Source organism: Saccharicrinis aurantiacus (assembly GCF_001660705.2).
In the GTDB taxonomy this organism is placed as follows: domain Bacteria; phylum Bacteroidota; class Bacteroidia; order Bacteroidales; family Marinilabiliaceae; genus Saccharicrinis; species Saccharicrinis aurantiacus.
The window spans coordinates 39154-58134 of the sequence record NZ_LYBV02000021.1; the positions used below are offsets into that span (position 1 = coordinate 39154).

Consider the following 18981-nt stretch of genomic DNA (forward strand, 5'->3'; position numbering starts at 1 on the left):
TAATCACTCAATTCTGATTTATGAAAGTACAGCTTAATAAAAATCAGGGCAAACTAATAGCTCAACTAATTGACAATTGGCACACGCATAATTTAATCGATGAAAAAACTAAAGGACAACTCAGTGATACGCTAGAGGTAAAATCGTTTAATTGGAAAAAGTTAGCTGGATATTCCTTTTTAATATCCATTATTTGCATAGTTATTTCAATTAGCTCCGTTTTTGCCGATAGTTTTCTACTTAAATTCATTGAGCAATTATTTAAAGCATCAGATTTAGCGTTTAGTATCTTTTTTGCGTTTGCTGCACTTGGCTTTTATGCTTGGGCATATAAGGTACGACTAAAAAATCCACATAAGATTTTTAGCAATGAGTTTGTAATTATGTTAGCGGTTTTATCAACTGCAACTGCAATTACATTTTTAGGAAATGCATTAGATAATGGTAGTGGTCATTTTTCAATTCTATTTTTACTAGGCACCACTATATATGCAATAATCGGAGTTAGTTTTCCTTCCAATCTTGTTTGGATTTTTTCTCTATTATCCCTAGGAGCTTGGTTTGGCACAGAAACAGGATACGTCTCAGAATGGGGCGCTTACTATTTGGGTATGAATTATCCTTTAAGGTTTGTGATTTTTGGTTTAGTCTTAGCATCGTTAAGTTATCTGTTCAACTATTCCAAATTGTTAAAGCCTCTAAAAAAGGATACTTATACAATCGGCTTATCTTACTTTTTTATATCCTTATGGATCTTATCTATCTTTGGAAATACGCCTGATATAGAAAGTTGGCATCAGATAAAACAAATAGAATTGTTATCGTGGGCTGTAATATTTGGTATTTCAAGTATTGCTGCCATTCTAATTGGTTTAAAAAATGGCGATGTTTTAACTCGGAGCTTCGGAATAACTTTTCTATTGATTAATTTATATACACGTTATTTTGAATATTTCTGGGATCTCACCCATAAATCAATCTTTTTCATCATACTTGCCTTATCTTTCTGGGTAATTGGTAGAAATGCAGAAAGAATATGGAATGTAAATCTAATTGATAAAATGATTAGAAATCAATCATAAGTTTATATCAGTATTATTTCATAGATTTATAAACCAAAGTGCGATCCAGTAATCCATGAAAGATAAAGACAATTCAGCAAAAATAATTCGTAGCATACGACCCTCAAGAGTCATTTGGCCCATCTTAATAGGTCTTTGTATTTCTGCTTACATGCTGTATCAAGAGTATGAACCAGGTAGTTTAAGCGCCATTAAGGTTACCAGTAGTACATTCCTATGGGTTTTTATCTCTATTTTATTGATGGTGGTTCGCGATTTTGGATATATTATTCGTATCCGACTTTTATCAGGAGGTCTTTTAAATTGGCGTAAATCATTTCAAATTATAATGCTTTGGGAGTTTACTTCCGCAATCACACCATCCGCCATTGGTGGTACTAGTGTTGCTATATTCTTTTTGAACAAAGCAGGCATTAAGTTGGGCAGGAGTACAGGCATTGTTATGGTGACTTCTTTTTTGGATGAACTATTTTTCGTATTAGCCTTTCCAATGGTAATATTATTTATAGGTAGAAGTGATATTTTTGCCTTTGGTGCTTCAGAGGTCAGCAGCATAGTATGGTATAAAAATCAGTTTCTACTATTCTCATTAACGGGCTATGGTTTAAAGGTACTCTATACTTTATTTATTGCTTACGGATTATTCTTAAATCCGCGAGGACTAAAGTCATTTTTGCTTTGGGTGTTTAAACTTCCAATTATTCGTAAGTGGCGCCCTGAAGCCAATAATGTTGGCAATGAGTTAATCCTAACGTCTACAGAGTTTAAAAAGTGGCCATTAAAAGAATGGTTAAAAGCGTTTATGGCTACCTCAATAAGTTGGGTGTCGCGTTACTGGATTGTAAATACACTCATTATTGCTGTTTTCGGTATAAAGTACCTCGATTTATCCAACCATATTCTTGTATTTGGTAAGCAACTAATTATGTGGATAATGATGTTAGTTAGCCCAACGCCAGGAGGTAGCGGTTTTGCCGAGTATGTATTTAAAGAATTCTTACAAGGTTATATTCCAGACGGAACAGGAACTGCAATGGCTTTTCTGTGGCGTACTATTAGTTACTATCCATATTTATTGATTGGCGCCATCATTGTTCCCCCATGGGTTCGTAAATACCTACTTAAAGGGTAATTGTATTTGATTAATGGTAGGTTTATAATGATAAAATCTGTGTTCTTCTGCTCATTTCTGTCGTAACTTGCATTTGATTATGTAGTTAATTTAACTGCAATAGTAAAATGTAAGCTTGTGAGATATATAACCGGCATAGTTGTCGTACTTTTATTTACAATTCATTGTAAAAGAATTAGCAAAGAACAATCAGTTTCTGATGAACCAGAGGAGTTGTTGATCTATTGCGAAAATTCTATGGTGCAACCTTTATTGGAACTTAAAAGTGAATTTGAAGACATCTGGAATTGCGAAATAATTATTCATAATGACTGTTCTCAAAATCTGATTAGTTTAATTCAATATTCCCTTAAAGGAGATTTATATATGCCAGGATCTAAAAATGGTTTTACAGCTTTAAGAGAAAAACATAATATTTTAATTACCGACTCTGTATTTATTGGCTATAATCCTATTGTTTTAATGGTGGAGAGGCATAACCCTAATCAATATAGTGGCGATTTAAAGTCTTTAATAGCTAATAATAGAGCTATAATTATCGCAAACCCTGAAACAAGCTCATTGGGTTACGAAACACAAAAAATACTGAATAACGAGGACGTTTATAATAACCTTTTAGATAATGTAGTTTCCTTATCAGTTGATTCAAGAGGGCTTATTAAAAGTGTTTACGATAAACAAGCACAAGTGGCTATTAGCTGGAGAAGCGATATTTATAGCAATATTTATGCATCAGAACTAGATATTATAGCAATACCTAAAAGTGATGAATCGCCACCGGAGGTTTATGTAGGTCTTTTATCGTCTGTTAAGAATATTCATCTTGCCGAAGTTTTCCTTAACTATATAGCAGGAGAAAGAGCTAGAATAATTTTTAAAAAATATGGCGTTACTCAACAGAAGTCGATTGTTTTTTAATGCTTAATTAGTTAAATTATATTAATATTGAGCTAGTAAAAGCCTTATAAAAAACAAACTGTGATAAATCCATTTAAAGCTAAAAAAAATAAGAAAATTTTTGGAGAACCTATTGTCTTAAAGCTATATATGCTTTTAGGGATCTTCTTGCTTACCATTATCACTATTATTGTTGTTGAGTCATATTTTGATAAAACGTATATTGATACCTACAGAAATGTAATTCAGAATCAAAAGCAAAAACAACAAATTGAGCGTGTCTTAAATAAGAATATATTGTTGCTAAATCTTCATTTTAAAGATTTTGCAAGTATCAAACATCCTCAAAAACTAACCAACACACAAAACTCTATTCAAAAGCTTATCCACGAGTGTTATAATATTATTGATATTCTTGACGAAGGAGGAACCTTGATAACAGAAATCCCCGTTAATTTACAAGAGCAAGAGAATATTACTATCATATCAGAGCATAACGAAGATGAATTCCTAGGAACCATATCTGAGATTAGAGAATTATTACCTAAACTACGAGATATAAAACTTCTTTCGAATAAAATAGGAGCCCTTATAGAACCTAATCTTATTGAGCTAACAATGGAAATTGATGAGTATCATCAAACGGTTGAATTTTATGTAAAGCAATCTGAAAGTTTATTTCAACGTATTAGTGAAATAGAAAATAAAATATCTTACGATATAAGTAAAAATGTACTGGAGTTAAGTAATACCTTTATTGAAAAAGAGAAAAGGTATACAAAAATAAAATACCTGAGTTTATTTATATTTTCTCTTGCAGCGATACTGTTAACTTATTTACTTATTATCCAAATTAAAAAAGTTATCATAAACCGAAGAAAGGCAGAAGAAAGTAACAATAAGTTGCTTCAAGCGGTGGAACAAAGTCCCATAAGTATAATGATTACTGATACTAAAGGTAATGTTGAGTATGTGAATAAGGGCTTTGAAGAAATAACTGGGTATTTTAAAGATGAAGTATATTCAGGTAGAATTGATTTTATTTCAAATGGCTCAGATGTTATGCCTCCTCATGTGTGGCAAACTATACAAGAAGGAAATATTTGGGTTGGAGAGATCAATAATAAACGCAAAGATGGAGCCTCATATTGGGAGAAAGTATTGATTTCTCCGGTAATGAATCAGCGTAATACAATCTCAAGTTTTATTGCCATAAAAGAAGATATAACTGAAAAAAGAAACCTTACGGAATCCTTAGAGGAATCGATAGATTCAATGAAAACAATTATCGATAACTTACCTGTAGGGATATTAATTGTTAATAAGGATAGGTCTATTATTCAAGCTAATGATACCGCTGCCTCAATAATGGGGTATAGTAATCAAGAGGAAGTTATTGAAGGTATGAAAGATTCCAACTATTCAGAAGTCTTTATTACCCAAAAAGAAGAATTGGTTTCTAATCCATCTACGCATGTAGTAATTTCTGTTTTAGAAGAAACCATTCATGTAAAAGAGAATAATGTTTCTAGGTCGATTCTTAAGAATATTATACCGATAAAGCTTAATAATGATGAGGTTTACCTTGAGGCATTTATGGATATAAGTGCTCAAAAGGAGGTACAACAAAAAGAGGCAGAAGCCAACAAAGCAAAATCAGAATTCTTGGCTAACATGAGTCACGAAATTCGTACTCCAATGAATGGCATGATTGGAGCAACTGAATTACTTGCTGTTACGCCTTTAACTGGGGAACAGAGTAATATTATAAATATCATTAGTCGCTCGTGTGAGAATCTTCTGAATATTATTAATGATATTTTAGATTTCTCGAAAATCGAAGCTGGTAAAATGAATATTGAGCCATTTCCGTTTAATATTCGTTCTACAATTGACTATTTAATCGATCAAATTTCCTTTAAAACCAATGAAAAAGGTATTGAGTTAATTAGTTCTGTTGAGCAAACCATTCCAAATATTTTAATTGGTGATGAGAGTCGTATTATACAAGTCCTTATTAATTTATTAAGCAATTCAGTTAAATTTACTGCCGGAGGAGAAGTGGTTCTTAAGGTTGAAATGCAACAACAAATTGAATCAGAAGTTACCTTACACTTCTCAGTTGAAGATTCAGGTATTGGAATTCCAAAGGAGAAACTCGAAAAGATATTTGAATCGTTTACCCAAGCCGATGGCTCAACTACACGTAAGTTTGGTGGAACAGGACTAGGAACAAGTATTTCAAAGATGCTTATTGAATTAATGGGTGGTCAGATTTGGGCGGAGAGTCCAAATCCTAATTTTGCTTTGAGTTCAGAAAATCCAGGATCTATATTTCACTTTACATTGCCATTCGCAATCGAAAAAAATCAGGATGGAGAAGAGCAATACCTCAATAGATTTAATAACATTAATGCCTTGGTTGTTGATAATCATAAAACCAATGTGTTGCTGTTGGTTAAGGCATTAAACAATTGGGGATTATCATCGGATATTTGCAGTGATGAAGAATCTGCTCTTGAAACAATAAAGACCAATAAATATAATTTGGTACTTATTGATGCGCATGTGTTTAGCAATGATGGTGATGTATTTTTAAGTAACCTGAATGCTAATTATCCTAAACTAAAAATTATAATATTTAGTTCTGATAATAATTGGAAAACAGTTTGGGAAGAAAAAAGGATAGATAAACTAATAAAGAAACCATTGAAACACACTATGTTATTCAACTCAATTGATGATTTGTTTAGAAATGAAGTAAGTACTGAATCGCTTGATAAAGTATCATTTGAAGAGAGGGTAAAAGATAAAAAAGTATTATTAATTGAGGATAACTTGATTAATCAAAAAATTGCTCAAAAGATGCTATCAAAGTTGGATTTGAGAATTTCAATTGCCAATAATGGTAAAGAGGGTGTAGATATGGTTTGCGATGGTGATAATGACTACGACCTATTACTTATGGATATTCAAATGCCAATAATGAATGGACTTGATGCTACAAAAGAGTTGCGTAAGCGAGGGGTGAAAACTCCAATAATTGCAATGACAGCCAATGCTATGAAAGGAGACCGAGAAATTTGTATTAATGCAGGAATGGATGATTACATTGGTAAACCTGTTAAAATGGAACTCCTCTCTAGCTTGCTCGACAAATGGTTATAAAACATACTAAGCTGTAGTTTTTACACTATATTATTTTCTATATTTGTCATCGATTTTAACGGGGTGCCTTAATAAAACGGGCTGAGATTATACCCATAGAACCTGCGCAGGTAATGCTGCGAAGGGATTATGATTTACTCAGATATTTTTTGCGGGTACCATATATTTTAAATAAAGTATTATGGTAATTTTTATTAACGATGAAAAGAATAATGTTTCTGATGGAGCATTACTTTCGGATGTTATCACTACGCTCAATCTCCAAACTAAAGGATTGGCTATTGCTGTAAATAACGCAATTGTGCAGCAACAAAATTGGCAATCAACATCTCTTAAAGAGAACGATGAAGTTCTGATTATTTCTGCCACTAAAGGTGGATAATTCAATAGTCCTCCACTACAGACTTCTGACTAAAAACTAACCACTATTAAGAAAATAACGTACCTACAAACAAAATAATGGATACTAAAGAAATTCTAAAGGTAACTACCGGTTCCTTTCCAAAATCAAAAAAGATATTTGTACCAGGAAAAATTCATAATATTCTTGTACCAATGCGTGAAATCCGTTTGTCATCAACTAAAGATGCAGATGGTAACAGAACGTCAAATACACCAATAACAGTATATGATACTACAGGTCCTTATACCGATCAAAATTATCAGATAGACCTTAACAAAGGGCTTCCTAAAATTAAGGAAGAGTGGATTTTAGGACGAGGAGATGTTGATGTATTGGAAGAAAAAACATCAGAATACGGCAAAGCTCGCCTTGAAGATAAGGAATTGGATAACATCCGCTTTGAGCACCATCGCACCAAGCCTTTTAGAGCAAAAGAAGGCAAAGTTGTTACGCAATATTACTACGCCAAACAAGGGATTATTACGCCAGAAATGGAGTATGTAGCTATCCGTGAAAATCAGAAGTGCGAAGAGTATTACAAAGCCAATGGAATTGAGCCTCACACTGATTTTATTACACCTGAATTTGTACGTGATGAAATAGCTGCAGGTAGAGCAATTCTTCCGGGTAACATCAATCACCCCGAAGCAGAGCCAATGATTATTGGTAAAAACTTCTTGGTGAAAATTAATGCCAATATAGGTAACTCACCAACTACATCAAGTATTGGCGAGGAAGTTGAAAAGGCAGTTTGGGCTTTCCGTTGGGGAGCAGATACTATTATGGATTTGAGTACTGGACAAAATATTCACGAAACACGTGAGTGGATTATCCGTAATTCTCCCGTACCAATGGGAACTGTACCTTTATACCAAGCACTTGAAAAAGTAAATGGGGTTGCAGAAGACTTATCTTGGGAAATTTATAAGGATACTCTAATTGAGCAATGTGAGCAAGGAGTTGACTATTTTACCATCCATGCAGGGATATTGAAAGACTTAGTTGGTACTTCCCTTGAAAGAACAACAGGCATAGTTTCACGTGGTGGATCTATAATGGCCAAATGGTGTACTGCTCATGAAAAAGAGAACTTTACTTATACACATTTCGAAGAGATTTGTGAGATATTAAATAAATACGATGTGGCCGTTTCTTTAGGAGATGCCATGCGCCCAGGAAGTATACACGATGCCAACGATAGAGCGCAATTTGGTGAGCTTAAGGTATTAGGCGAATTAACCAAAGTAGCTTGGAAACATCATGTACAAGTAATTATTGAAGGACCAGGTCACGTGCCAATGCACCTGATTAAAAAGAATATGGAAGAGCAACAACGTCTTTGTCACGATGCACCATTTTATACATTAGGGCCTCTAGTTACTGATATTGCTCCGGGTTACGATCATATTACTTCGGCCATTGGAGGAAGCATGATTGCTTGGTATGGCACATCAATGCTCTGTTACGTAACGCCAAAAGAGCACTTAGGCTTACCCAATAAAGAAGATGTCCGCACAGGTGTTGTAACTTATAAATTAGCTGCTCATGCTGCCGATTTAGCCAAAGGATTTATTGGTTCTGAGATTCGTGATAATGCCATGAGTAAAGCTCGTTTTGAGTTCCGTTGGCACGATCAGTTTGCTTTGGCCTTAGATCCTGAGAAAGCGATCTGTGATCATGATGAAACCTTACCAGATGAGGAGCAAAAGCAATCGCATTATTGCTCAATGTGTGGTGAGCATTTCTGTTCAATGAAAGCAAATTACGAGGTGCGTGAAAAAATGAAAGCGAAAGCTGAAAGTAATTCATAAGCATTGAAAAATAATAACATAACATATGTACTAAGTATTGCTGGGCACGATCCATCGGCTGGAGCCGGATTAACAAGTGATATTAAAACTTTTGAACAGTGCGGAGTTTATGGATTGTCAGTAGTCTCGGCTATTACAATTCAAAATGATGCAAGCTTTAAGGCGGTTACTTGGGTGGATGTTGATCAGATTAAAGCACAGATAAATGTACTGTTTGGTGCTTACAATATTGAGTGTGTAAAAATTGGTTTGATAGAGAATATTGATGTCTTGAATGAAATAGTTAGACTGATCAAAAAACATAATAGGGATACCAAAATTATTTGGGATCCCATATTAAAAAGTAGTTCAGGATTCCCCTTTCATCAAATACAAAAGCAAGATATTCAATCGCTCTTAAATCAATTGTATTTAATCACACCCAATCAGCCCGAGTTTGATGCCATTGGCTTATCAAGTAATGATGAGTATGCTTGTAGCTACCTATTAAAAGGCGGGCATCATCAAAACCCAGGGACTGATATTTTGTATAGCGAAGGCTTAGTATTTGTATTTAAGGGAGAGTCGTTCGGCGGGGCAAGTAAGCACGGTACAGGCTGTGTATTATCTGCGGCAATTGCTGCAAATGTTGCACTAGGTAACTCCTTAGAAATAGCCTGTAAGAAAGGGAAAAGTTATGTTGAAAAATTCATTTTAAGTACTGATATAAATATTGGTTGGCACAAGCATTAGGTTAGGCCTTATAAAAAATATTACGATGGATAAACTTACAATAGCAGACAAAACATTTACATCGCGCCTTTTTACAGGCTCGGGTAAATTTGCATCAAATCAAACCATGCAAGATACTATTACAGCTTCAGGGTCGGAGTTGGTAACAGTGGCTTTAAAGCGAGTAGATGTTAAAACTGGAGTAGATGATATGCTGCAGCATTTAAATATTCCGGGTGTGCATTTATTGCCAAATACTAGTGGAGTGCGCAATGCTAAGGAAGCCGTTTTTGCAGCACAATTAGCACGCGAGGCTTTGGGAACCAACTGGCTTAAACTTGAGATTCATCCCGATCCAAAATATTTATTACCTGATGGTGAAGAAACCCTTAAGGCTTGTACCGAATTGGCAAAGTTGGGCTTTGTGGTGTTGCCTTATATTCATGCCGATCCGGTTTTATGTAAAAAACTTGAAGATGTAGGAGCGGCAGCAGTAATGCCATTGGGCTCTCCAATAGGGAGTAACCAAGGCATTAAAACAAGGGAGTTCATCCAAATAATTGTGGAACAAAGTAATGTGCCCGTAATTGTAGATGCAGGTATTGGTGTGCCTTCGCATGCGGCTGAAGCCATGGAATTAGGTGCTGATGCGGTTTTGGTTAACACTGCAATTGCTGTTGCTGATGATCCAATTCAGATGGGACGTGCCTTTAAAATGGCCGTTGAAGCCGGACGAATGGCTCGCCTTTCAGGACCTGGCGCAGTGCGTGTTAAAGCAGAGGCCAGCAGTCCGCTTACTAGCTTTTTAAATGAAATGTAAGCTTCAATATGAACAGCTATTTCATAAAATATTGCGTCATCGCGATGAAAGAAGCGATCTCAAGGCGAGATGTAAAATAGGGCGCCTTGAGATGGCCACGTTCCTCACCATGACGAGGCGCAAAGCGTAATGCTGCAATGAAATAGTTAAAGAACCATTATTCAAAACCAAAAAGATGTCGTTTAAACAAGTACATCAACAATATAACTGGGACGAAGTACAAAACTCTATCCTACAAAAAAACTCAAGCGATGTGGAGCGTGCCTTACAAAGCGCAGCTCCTACGCTGGAGGATTTTAAGGCGCTTATATCGCCTGCTGCCGAACCATATTTAGAACAGATGGCTCAAAAAAGTCATCAGCTCACGCTGAAGCGTTTTGGTAAAACCATGCAAATGTATATTCCGCTATACCTCTCAAACGAGTGTGCCAACGGATGTATTTACTGTGGATTTAACTGTAAAAATAAGATTAACCGGGTTACCCTTAGTAAAGAGGAGATTTTGCAAGAGGCTGCCATTATTAAAGAGATGGGGTTTGAGCATGTTCTTTTGGTAACAGGAGAACATCCGAAGGCCTGTGGTATTGATTATATTAGCGAGGTGGTTGATTTATTGCGCGATTCTTTTGCCAATATTTCGGTTGAAATTGCGCCTATGGATGTGCCCGATTACGAGAGAATGCAGCAAAAAGGCCTAAATACCGTTTATATTTATCAAGAGACCTATAATAAAGCACGCTATCCTATTTATCATCCTAAAGGGAAAAAATCTGATTTTAATTATAGATTAGAAACGCCTGATCGATTGGGAGAAGCAGAGATCCATAGAATTGGGGTAGGTTGTTTGCTAGGTCTAGAAGATTGGCGTACCGATACCTTTTTTACTGCGCTACATTTAAATTATCTAGAGCAAAAATATTGGAAAACTAAATACAGTATTTCGTTTCCACGATTGCGCCCACATGCCGGAAGTTTTGAGCCCAATAGTATTGTTAACGATAAACAGTTGGTGCAACTCATTTGTGCCTATCGTATATTTAATCAGGAATTAGAGATTTCGTTAAGTACGCGCGAGAATCCGGTTTTCAGAAACAATATGGTTAAACTAGGCGTTACTAGCATGAGTGCTGGCAGTAAAACTGAGCCAGGAGGTTATGCCAATCCTGATAAGGAATTAAAGCAATTTGAAGTATCAGATTCACGCTCATCAGCGGAGGTGTCTCAAATGATTATAGCTCAGGGCTACGAAGCTGTTTGGAAAGATTGGGATGCTTGTTTTACTGTTTAGTTCATCATTAACAATTTACACCTGTCTGCCAACAGGCAGGATTTACCATTAACAATTACCGCCATGCTTACAGAACAACAAAAGGAACGCTATAACAGACAAATATTACTGCCTAATTTTGGCGAAGCTGCTCAAGAAAAGCTTTTAAAAGCAAATGTATTGGTTGTAGGAGCCGGAGGATTAGGCTGTCCCGTTTTGCAATATATTGTGGGTGCAGGCATAGGAAATGTTGGTATTATTGATGCTGATGTGGTGAGCTTATCTAACCTGCAACGCCAAATTTTATATACTGAAGCTGAGATTGGACAATATAAAGCCGAATTGGCTGCGAAAAAAATGGCTGCGCTAAATAGCGATGTAAGCTTTGAGGTATATACCGAGTTTTTGAGCGAGGAAAATGCGAAAGCGATTATAGCTAAGTATGATATGGTGGTTGGTGCCACCGATAATTTTAAATCGCGTTACCTTATAGATAAGTACACCAAAGAACTCGGACTACCTTTTGTTCATGGTTCCATTGGTGAGTACGAAGGTCAGTATACCGTTTTTAATTACAAAGGTAGTATGGCTTACGCCGATTTGTTTCCAAACAGTAATGCCGATGGCGGAAAAGTACTAGGCGTAATGGGGGCTTTACCCGGTGTAATTGGCAGTTATATGGGCTGGGAAGTCATAAAAATTGCTTCTGAAGTGGGCGAGGTAGCAGCTAACAAATTGTTTATTTATAATGGCTTAAATAATAAGATACACCAGTTAAAGTATTGATGATGTTTCAGTAACTGAACTTACCTTTTATTGTAAGGTAGTGTTTGGGATGGTATTATATAGTTCTATATATGGGCCAAATTCTTGCCAGAAGTCATATATAGTACTGTTTATTGCCCTAATTTCAGGCAGAAGCCAATATATAGAATTATGTATGGGCTAAATTCTTGCCCCATGGCCTATACAGTACTATGTATAGGTCAAATTCTTGCCATAAGCGTTTTTATAGTTTTATGTAGCCTTCCCTTTTGCGCCGCTTACAAAATATAGTACTATGTAAGCCGCAAAATGAGATGGGTATTTAAAACTAGTTGTGTAATAACAACTCTTTTAATACGAAACATTAATCTATAACGATGGTGATTGTTATATTTTTCATCACACCATTAATAGAAAGAACTAAAGGATGGGGTGAGCTCTAAGCCTTTATGCCAAATACCTTTTATTTGTTGTGTTCCCATTTGAAATTAAAACACTTGTCTTGAAGTAAATATATTTATCTCGAAAATTACACCAATTTTATTAATCATTGTATTTGCTATTCCTACTGATTAATAATAAGTTTACTAGTAGCTAACGATATATTACATCATATTTTAAATTGATAAGTAATCCCTTATTGATCATTTATGTTAATGCTTAAACCCCTACATCATGAAAAAGATTCAATTAATTCTATCGCTATCTCTCCTTATTCAATTAGCCATTGCTCAAGATGGGCATTATTGGACCGAGCAGTTTGGTACAAAATCTATGTTACTTAGTAACTCTGTAGTAGGAGTGGTTGAAGATTTAGGAGCAGTTTATTATAACCCGGCACGTTTAGCTCTTATTGATAATGCCGCTTTTGTAATTAGTGGTAAAGTATATGAACTGAATAAACTCAATGTTGCCAATGCAACCGGAGATAATGCAGGGGCATCGCAAAATAGTAGCGATTTTGGAGGAGCGCCAAGTTTGGTTGCCGGTACATTTTCTATCAAAGGATGGGATAACCATAATTTTGCATATGCTTTTTTAACACGTAGGCGTATGAATATGAACTTAAATGGGATGTCTGATGCCTACGGAAGTTTAATTGACCCCTTGCCTGGCGATGAATATTTTAGTGGAGAGCTAGGTATTAGTAAACAGTTTACCGAAGAGTGGATAGGAGGAACTTGGTCTTATAGTAAAAATAAAAGGTATAGTGTTGGCGTAACAGGTTTTGTAACCATACGTAATCAGGAATCTAAGAGCACATCTCAACTTCAGGCCTACAATAATGAAGATGTTGCTACTTATTATAACCGTAAAAGCTACAGCTTTAGTAATTATGGATTGTTGTTTAAAATTGCAGGTGCAGCAAAGTATGAGAAACTTGATATAGGCATTACTTTTACAACGCCCACCATGGGCTTGTCAGGAAGTGGAAGTTTTAGATACGAGCAATACTTTTCAGCGATTCCTGGGAGTGATGAAATTTACGTTCGAAATCTTCAGAAAGGTGTTCAAAGTACTTTTAAAACCCCTATGTCTGTAGCTGTTGGTTTCGGTTATAAGTTATTTGGTGGTACACTTATGGCAAGTGCCGAATATTATACGAGCATAGACCAATATAATTTAATGCAAGGCACTGAGTTTATTGGACAAAGTAACAATTTGAGCTATACGCCTGTATTGTACGATCACTTAGAATCTGTTACTAATTTCGGGATAGGTTATAATTTTGTGTTCAGCGAACGTGTTAATGGCTATATAAGTTACTCAACCGACTATTCAGCATCCACTGAGGAAAATCAGAATCTGGATGATAATAGTATGTACCTTAAGGCTTCAACGTTTACTTCAGATATTAACCATTTTGGTGGTGGTATAGTACTTAACTTAAAGAAAGCAGATATAACCTTAGGGGCTACTTTAGCTACATCGAGCTACAAGATGGAGCGTCCAATCGACTTCCCGGATGGAAATGGAGGGTCGATAGTAGATCCCGATGAATATTCTAAAGTTAATTGGAACAGGTGGCGTTTTATTGTGGGTATTTCTGTTCCTTTTGTTAACGATATTGCCAAAAAATGGGAAAATAAATTAACCGGAGAGGATAAATAATTGGCTTATCCTTACGTATTTTCTTCTTTCGTAGCTTATGAGTTAAGGTTAATACTAACTAATGTTGTTTCTTTGCACGGAATTAATACGATAAGTGCGTGAGAAATGTTGAGTTGTTAGCCCCTGGTGGTGATAAAGATGCCATAAAAGCAGCAATACTTGCTGGTGCCGATGCTGTTTATTGTGGACTAGATAAGTTTAATGCCCGCAATAGAGCAGCCAATATTTCTATTGATGATTTACATGGTATCCTTCGAGTAGCACATCAAAATAATTGTCAAGTCTTTATCACTCTTAATATATTATTGCTCGATGGGGAATTACCTTCGTTGTTTATCCTATTAAACAAGTTATATCGCATGCCAATTGACGGATTAATTATTCAAGACATTGGTTTGGCTTATATCTTAAATAAATACTTCCCAAATTTTGATATTCATGCATCAACACAATTAACCACACATAACGAGGGGCAAATCAGTTTTCTGAAAAACTTAAAAGTAAGTAGGATTAATTTATCCCGTGAGTTAAGTTTACCCGAAATAAAAGAGATGTGCGAAAGTGCACACTCGCAGAGTATTTTAACTGAAATATTTGTACATGGTTCTCAATGCATTTCTTTTTCGGGTGCATGTTATTTTAGTTCTGTTTATGGCGGAAACTCAGGTAACAGAGGAAAGTGTAGTCAGCCCTGTCGGAGTAAATACCAATTAAATAGTAATACGCAATCTTATATATTCAATTTAAAAGACAATGCAGCTATTCATCATATAGATGGGTTGATAGATGCTGGTGCCGATTCGTTAAAAATTGAAGGCCGTATTAAAAAAGCCGATTATGTTTATACTGTTGTAGATACCTACAGGAAACGTATGGCAAATAAAATAAGCTCACAAAATGGTGAGGAGAATTTGTACAAGGTTTTTAATAGAGATTTTACAACAGGCTTTTTATCAGGCAAAATGGGGGAGCAGATGTTTATTAGTAATCCGCGAGATTATTCAATTAAGCATTTACATAAAGGACTTCGTGATGCTACTAAAAGTGAGGTAGAACAAGCCGAGCTTAGGTTTTACAATAATAAGGATGCGGCAAAAAATAAAATTGCAAAAGAGATTAGTAGTCTCTCTTTTGATAAATTACCCATTAGCATAAAACTACTAGGGAAGGTAGGGGAGTGTTTGCAGTTTATTTGTAAAACACCTAACGGTTTATTTCAGTTTAAGAGTGCGTCTTTATTATTGAAAGAGGGTAAGGAAGTAGTATCAGAACACCTTCTTCGTGGGCGCTTAAAAGGTATTGAAGAAACAGAATACAAGCTTACTGAAATTGATGATACGGAGTTAGAGAATGGGGTATATATTCCTTTTAAAGAAATAAATGCCTTTAAAAAGTTTTTACTGAATAAGCTTATAAACAATTCGGCTACACTTCCTAATATAGAACTTCCTACGCTTGAGAAGCATCAAGCTATAAATAAAAATAAAACACTATCGGTTTTAATTAATGATATCAGCAATTTTGTTCCTATCCCGGGAGTAGTGTATTATTTCGATATGCCAAGTGCCATGAAAAGTGGGCTAAAGAATTTATGCGATGTATTTATAAAGTATGATCAACTAATCCCATATTTCCCATCCATTTTAATTGGAGAAGATTTTACGGCAGCTAAAGAATTCTTATCAGTTGTAAAACCCAATGTGCTTGTAACAAATAACTCAGGTATTGCAAGTATAGCAATGGAGCAGGGAATTGATTGGATAGCCGGACCTTATTTTAACTTAAGTAATTCATTTAGCTTAAAGGCGCTTAGCGAAATGAGTGGCTGTAAAGGCGCATTCTTATCTAATGAAATGAATCGACAGCAATTACGAAAAATCCGCAAGCCTGATGATTTTCAACTATCATTCAGTATTTATCACCCCATATTGCTTATGACTAGCCGTCAGTGTTTAATACATGAGGCCAGTGCTTGCCGTTTAACCGAAATGAACGAACAGTGCTTACCAACGTGTAATAGAAAAGCAAGGGTAAAGAACGAGAAAAAGGAGCTTATTCATATTATCAAATCTAAAGGGCATCATCATCGTGTTTTTTCTAATACACGTTATTTGAATTTTGATGTGCTCAAGGATTGTAATGGTCTGTTCGATAATTATATGATTGATCTAACTCAACTCGAACCTAATGAAAATATGCAGTCCATTATCGAAAGTTTTAAAGGCTTAGTTACTGATGGATTAATGGAGGATCAGTTGTTAGCAGCATATTCTAGAAACACCACAGACCATCAATATAGGGTTGGTTTGTAGGATTACAATAATATGAGTTAATAAATTATAGTTGTATTATTATTAAGTAGTTTGTTGTTCGGTTTTTTAGGGGGTATTTTATATTTAAGAGGCTATTATTTTGTGTAAGTGGTGTAATTAAGGGGGTGTAATTAAAATAGATGATTTTTTAACATTTTCAATTTGATTTAAATAGTTATATTTGGCGAGCTAATTAAAGATAATAATAAGCACACATACTCCTTATGCTTGTAAACAGAAAACATAATCATACCGCAAGCTTTCATCACTCCAAGATGAAAACAGGATTCACATCGGATTTTATTATTGGCTATAAGAATATTCCAGTTCCAGAAGATTAATACTTTTAATATCGACTATTTTATATAGTAATCTCTTGAGCAACTATTCGTCATTTATTAAGCATTCAATTAATTAATCACCATTTAATTGCTTTTGTATTGAAATAATAGTTTTTTGTATTCTTGTATCTGTATTAATAATCCGAAGGGTGAAAAGTATAAATCATAAGCGCATATTTGAAGGTTCTACTTACGAGGATGTTTTCCATAAATACTATGGGGCTTTGGTGAGTTATGCCGTTCGGTTTGTGTCTGATGATCAAGCTTCTGAAGATTTGGTGCAGGATGTATTCTTAAGGTTATTAAATAAAATACGCAATAACGAAGAACTTAATGATGTAAGATCTTATTTGTATCGATCGGTAAAGAATCAATGTATTAATTATAATAAGCACATGTTGGTTCGTGATAAATACGAAGCTGATAATGCTGATGGTATAGATAATGAAGACAACTATATTGATGCAGCTATTAGAACAGAGGTTTACCGACAATTAAATGAAGCGTTAAAAAAGCTACCTCCTCAAACGCAAAAAATATTTCGTTTGGTGTTAGATGGTCTTACATCAAAAGAGATTGCAGAGGATCTTCAATTGTCTGTTGAAACTGTTAAAACGCAGCGTAAGAGAGCGAAAATGATGCTTAAGCAGCATTTGGGTAATGTTACATATGTGCTCGCAATACTGTTCAACTATATACCCTGATATTAATCGCTTTTTCTATCTGATAACGGTCATTTTATTGGCTTTCTGACTTCAAATTGCTTCTTGATTGTAATTAAAAGTCATTTTTTTACGATAAAATGAAATTATTTGTACCCACTTTTTTATAAACGCATGTCTTAACTATAGAAGCGCCTAAAAACCTATTGTTGATTTATGAAAGAACAATTTAAAATAGCCGATATTATTACAAAGTGTATTCAGGAGAAAGAGCTGAGTGCAGATGAGATGCAGTATATAGGCAATTGGCGTAAGCAGTCTAACAATAATAATACCTACAAAGAATTGCTGAATGGAAATGGCTTGGAAGTATTTCAGCAAGGAATAAAGAAATACGATTCCAACGCTGCATTACAAAATGTATTGCGAAAGAGCAGTGCTTCGCGATTTAATAGAGTTCGTTTAAGTTTTCAAAAGATTGCCGCAGTAGTAATACCTGCCATCATTATTTTGGGTGCATCTTTTTTATTGTGGGATAGCACGCCCGAGCAAACAACAATTGCAAAATCAGAAGAAATTAAGCCAGTTTCTAATAAAGCAATATTACTTCTTGATAATGGTCAGTCGGTTCAATTAGGTGATATAGAGCAGGGCGTTATCAGTGAATCAGATGGTACGCTTATTAGCAACGATAAAGGTTTGATAAAATATGATCAATCTAATAAAATTGCTCAAAAAACGATTTATAATACGATTAAAGTACCTCGTGGCGGAGAGTATCAATTGGTTTTAGCTGATGGTACTAAGGTGTGGTTAAACTCTGACTCAGAAATAAAATATCCAGTTCAGTTTACAGGTAATACAAGAGAAGTATGGATTAGCGGAGAGTTGTATTTTGATGTTCATCCTGATAAAAATAAACCATTTAAAATATCTGCCAATGGTGTTGGTATAGAAGTTTTAGGTACTGAGTTTAATGTAGAAGCTTATAAAGAAGACCAAGATATAATTACCACATTAATAGAGGGAAGCGTTAAGGTAACTACCGAATCCAACAAAGGTTTAATTATGAAACCAAATGATCAGGTAGTCTTTAATAGAACAGATCAATCTATAGAAATTAATCAGGTAAATGCCAGAAATATGAGTTTATGGAAAGATGGTGTTTTCTATGCCGATGCAGAACCACTTTCTGAGATAATGGAACGTTTGGCACGTTGGTATAATGTAGATGTAAGTTATGATTCGCCAATGTTAAAAACAAAACGTTTTAGTATTGAGGTGAAAAGATATGAAGATATATCAAAGGTGTTACACATTTTAGCTGCAACACAAAAGGTTGATTTTGATGTGGAAGGAAATAAAGTAATTGTAATGAAATAAAAATAAAGCAAAAGTTGCGCCAACAACTTTTGCCCATTTAATTAATTCAATAGTTCCCGAGCGGGGAACTATAATGTAAACCTTATACAAATTTATGTTATTATTTAAACAAAAA

General features: G+C 35.0%; 14 protein-coding genes. All 14 read left to right on the top strand.

Features of this window, described 5'->3' with window-relative positions:
• The first annotated feature begins 20 nt into the window (after window positions 1-20).
• Window positions 21-1082 carry a DUF2157 domain-containing protein gene (locus tag A8B35_RS08360; RefSeq protein ID WP_075602676.1) on the top strand — a complete coding sequence of 354 codons (1062 nt, stop codon included), beginning with the start codon at window positions 21-23 and terminating at the stop codon, window positions 1080-1082.
• Window positions 1083-1137: 55 nt separating this feature from the next.
• Entirely contained in the window at window positions 1138-2214 is a 1077-nt protein-coding gene (locus A8B35_RS08365) for a lysylphosphatidylglycerol synthase transmembrane domain-containing protein (RefSeq protein ID WP_075602677.1), read from the top strand.
• Between the two features lie 117 nt (window positions 2215-2331).
• Window positions 2332-3132, top strand: a complete 801-nt coding sequence (modA, locus tag A8B35_RS08370) for a molybdate ABC transporter substrate-binding protein (protein ID WP_075602678.1) — start codon at window positions 2332-2334, stop codon at window positions 3130-3132.
• Between the two features lie 60 nt (window positions 3133-3192).
• Window positions 3193-6279, top strand: a complete 3087-nt coding sequence (locus tag A8B35_RS08375) for a PAS domain-containing hybrid sensor histidine kinase/response regulator (RefSeq protein ID WP_075602679.1) — start codon at window positions 3193-3195, stop codon at window positions 6277-6279.
• Window positions 6280-6460: 181 nt separating this feature from the next.
• Window positions 6461-6661 (top strand): sulfur carrier protein ThiS, encoded by a 201-nt coding sequence (thiS, locus tag A8B35_RS08380; protein ID WP_075602680.1) that lies wholly within the window; start codon window positions 6461-6463, stop codon window positions 6659-6661.
• A gap of 77 nt (window positions 6662-6738) precedes the next feature.
• Window positions 6739-8493, top strand: a complete 1755-nt coding sequence (gene thiC / locus A8B35_RS08385) for a phosphomethylpyrimidine synthase ThiC (protein ID WP_075602681.1) — start codon at window positions 6739-6741, stop codon at window positions 8491-8493.
• A 3-nt stretch (window positions 8494-8496) separates the two neighbouring features.
• The gene (locus tag A8B35_RS08390) at window positions 8497-9225 is read left to right on the top strand and encodes a hydroxymethylpyrimidine/phosphomethylpyrimidine kinase (RefSeq protein WP_083634375.1); all 729 of its coding nucleotides are present in this window, start codon (window positions 8497-8499) and stop codon (window positions 9223-9225) included.
• Window positions 9226-9250: 25 nt separating this feature from the next.
• Window positions 9251-10024 carry a thiazole synthase gene (thiG, locus tag A8B35_RS08395; protein ID WP_075602682.1) on the top strand — a complete coding sequence of 258 codons (774 nt, stop codon included), beginning with the start codon at window positions 9251-9253 and terminating at the stop codon, window positions 10022-10024.
• A 175-nt stretch (window positions 10025-10199) separates the two neighbouring features.
• Entirely contained in the window at window positions 10200-11312 is a 1113-nt protein-coding gene (gene thiH, locus A8B35_RS08400) for a 2-iminoacetate synthase ThiH (protein WP_075602683.1), read from the top strand.
• A 63-nt stretch (window positions 11313-11375) separates the two neighbouring features.
• Entirely contained in the window at window positions 11376-12077 is a 702-nt protein-coding gene (locus A8B35_RS08405; RefSeq protein ID WP_075602684.1) for a HesA/MoeB/ThiF family protein, read from the top strand.
• A gap of 654 nt (window positions 12078-12731) precedes the next feature.
• Entirely contained in the window at window positions 12732-14168 is a 1437-nt protein-coding gene (locus A8B35_RS08410; protein ID WP_075602685.1) for an immunoglobulin domain-containing family protein, read from the top strand.
• 98 nt (window positions 14169-14266) lie between these two features.
• Window positions 14267-16480 (top strand): peptidase U32 family protein, encoded by a 2214-nt coding sequence (locus A8B35_RS08415; RefSeq protein WP_075602686.1) that lies wholly within the window; start codon window positions 14267-14269, stop codon window positions 16478-16480.
• A gap of 490 nt (window positions 16481-16970) precedes the next feature.
• Entirely contained in the window at window positions 16971-17525 is a 555-nt protein-coding gene (locus A8B35_RS08420; RefSeq protein ID WP_075602687.1) for an RNA polymerase sigma factor, read from the top strand.
• A 174-nt stretch (window positions 17526-17699) separates the two neighbouring features.
• Window positions 17700-18866 (top strand): FecR family protein, encoded by a 1167-nt coding sequence (locus A8B35_RS08425; protein ID WP_075602688.1) that lies wholly within the window; start codon window positions 17700-17702, stop codon window positions 18864-18866.
• Window positions 18867-18981 lie beyond the last annotated feature (115 nt).

Coding starts and splice junctions, on each gene's coding strand:
- A8B35_RS08360 (WP_075602676.1), top strand. CDS start 21: ATGAAAGTACAGCTTAATAAAAATCAGGGCAAACTAATAGCTCAACTA.
- A8B35_RS08365 (WP_075602677.1), top strand. CDS start 1,138: ATGAAAGATAAAGACAATTCAGCAAAAATAATTCGTAGCATACGACCC.
- thiS (WP_075602680.1), top strand. CDS start 6,461: ATGGTAATTTTTATTAACGATGAAAAGAATAATGTTTCTGATGGAGCA.
- thiC (WP_075602681.1), top strand. CDS start 6,739: ATGGATACTAAAGAAATTCTAAAGGTAACTACCGGTTCCTTTCCAAAA.
- thiG (WP_075602682.1), top strand. CDS start 9,251: ATGGATAAACTTACAATAGCAGACAAAACATTTACATCGCGCCTTTTT.
- thiH (WP_075602683.1), top strand. CDS start 10,200: ATGTCGTTTAAACAAGTACATCAACAATATAACTGGGACGAAGTACAA.
- A8B35_RS08405 (WP_075602684.1), top strand. CDS start 11,376: ATGCTTACAGAACAACAAAAGGAACGCTATAACAGACAAATATTACTG.
- A8B35_RS08410 (WP_075602685.1), top strand. CDS start 12,732: ATGAAAAAGATTCAATTAATTCTATCGCTATCTCTCCTTATTCAATTA.
- A8B35_RS08425 (WP_075602688.1), top strand. CDS start 17,700: ATGAAAGAACAATTTAAAATAGCCGATATTATTACAAAGTGTATTCAG.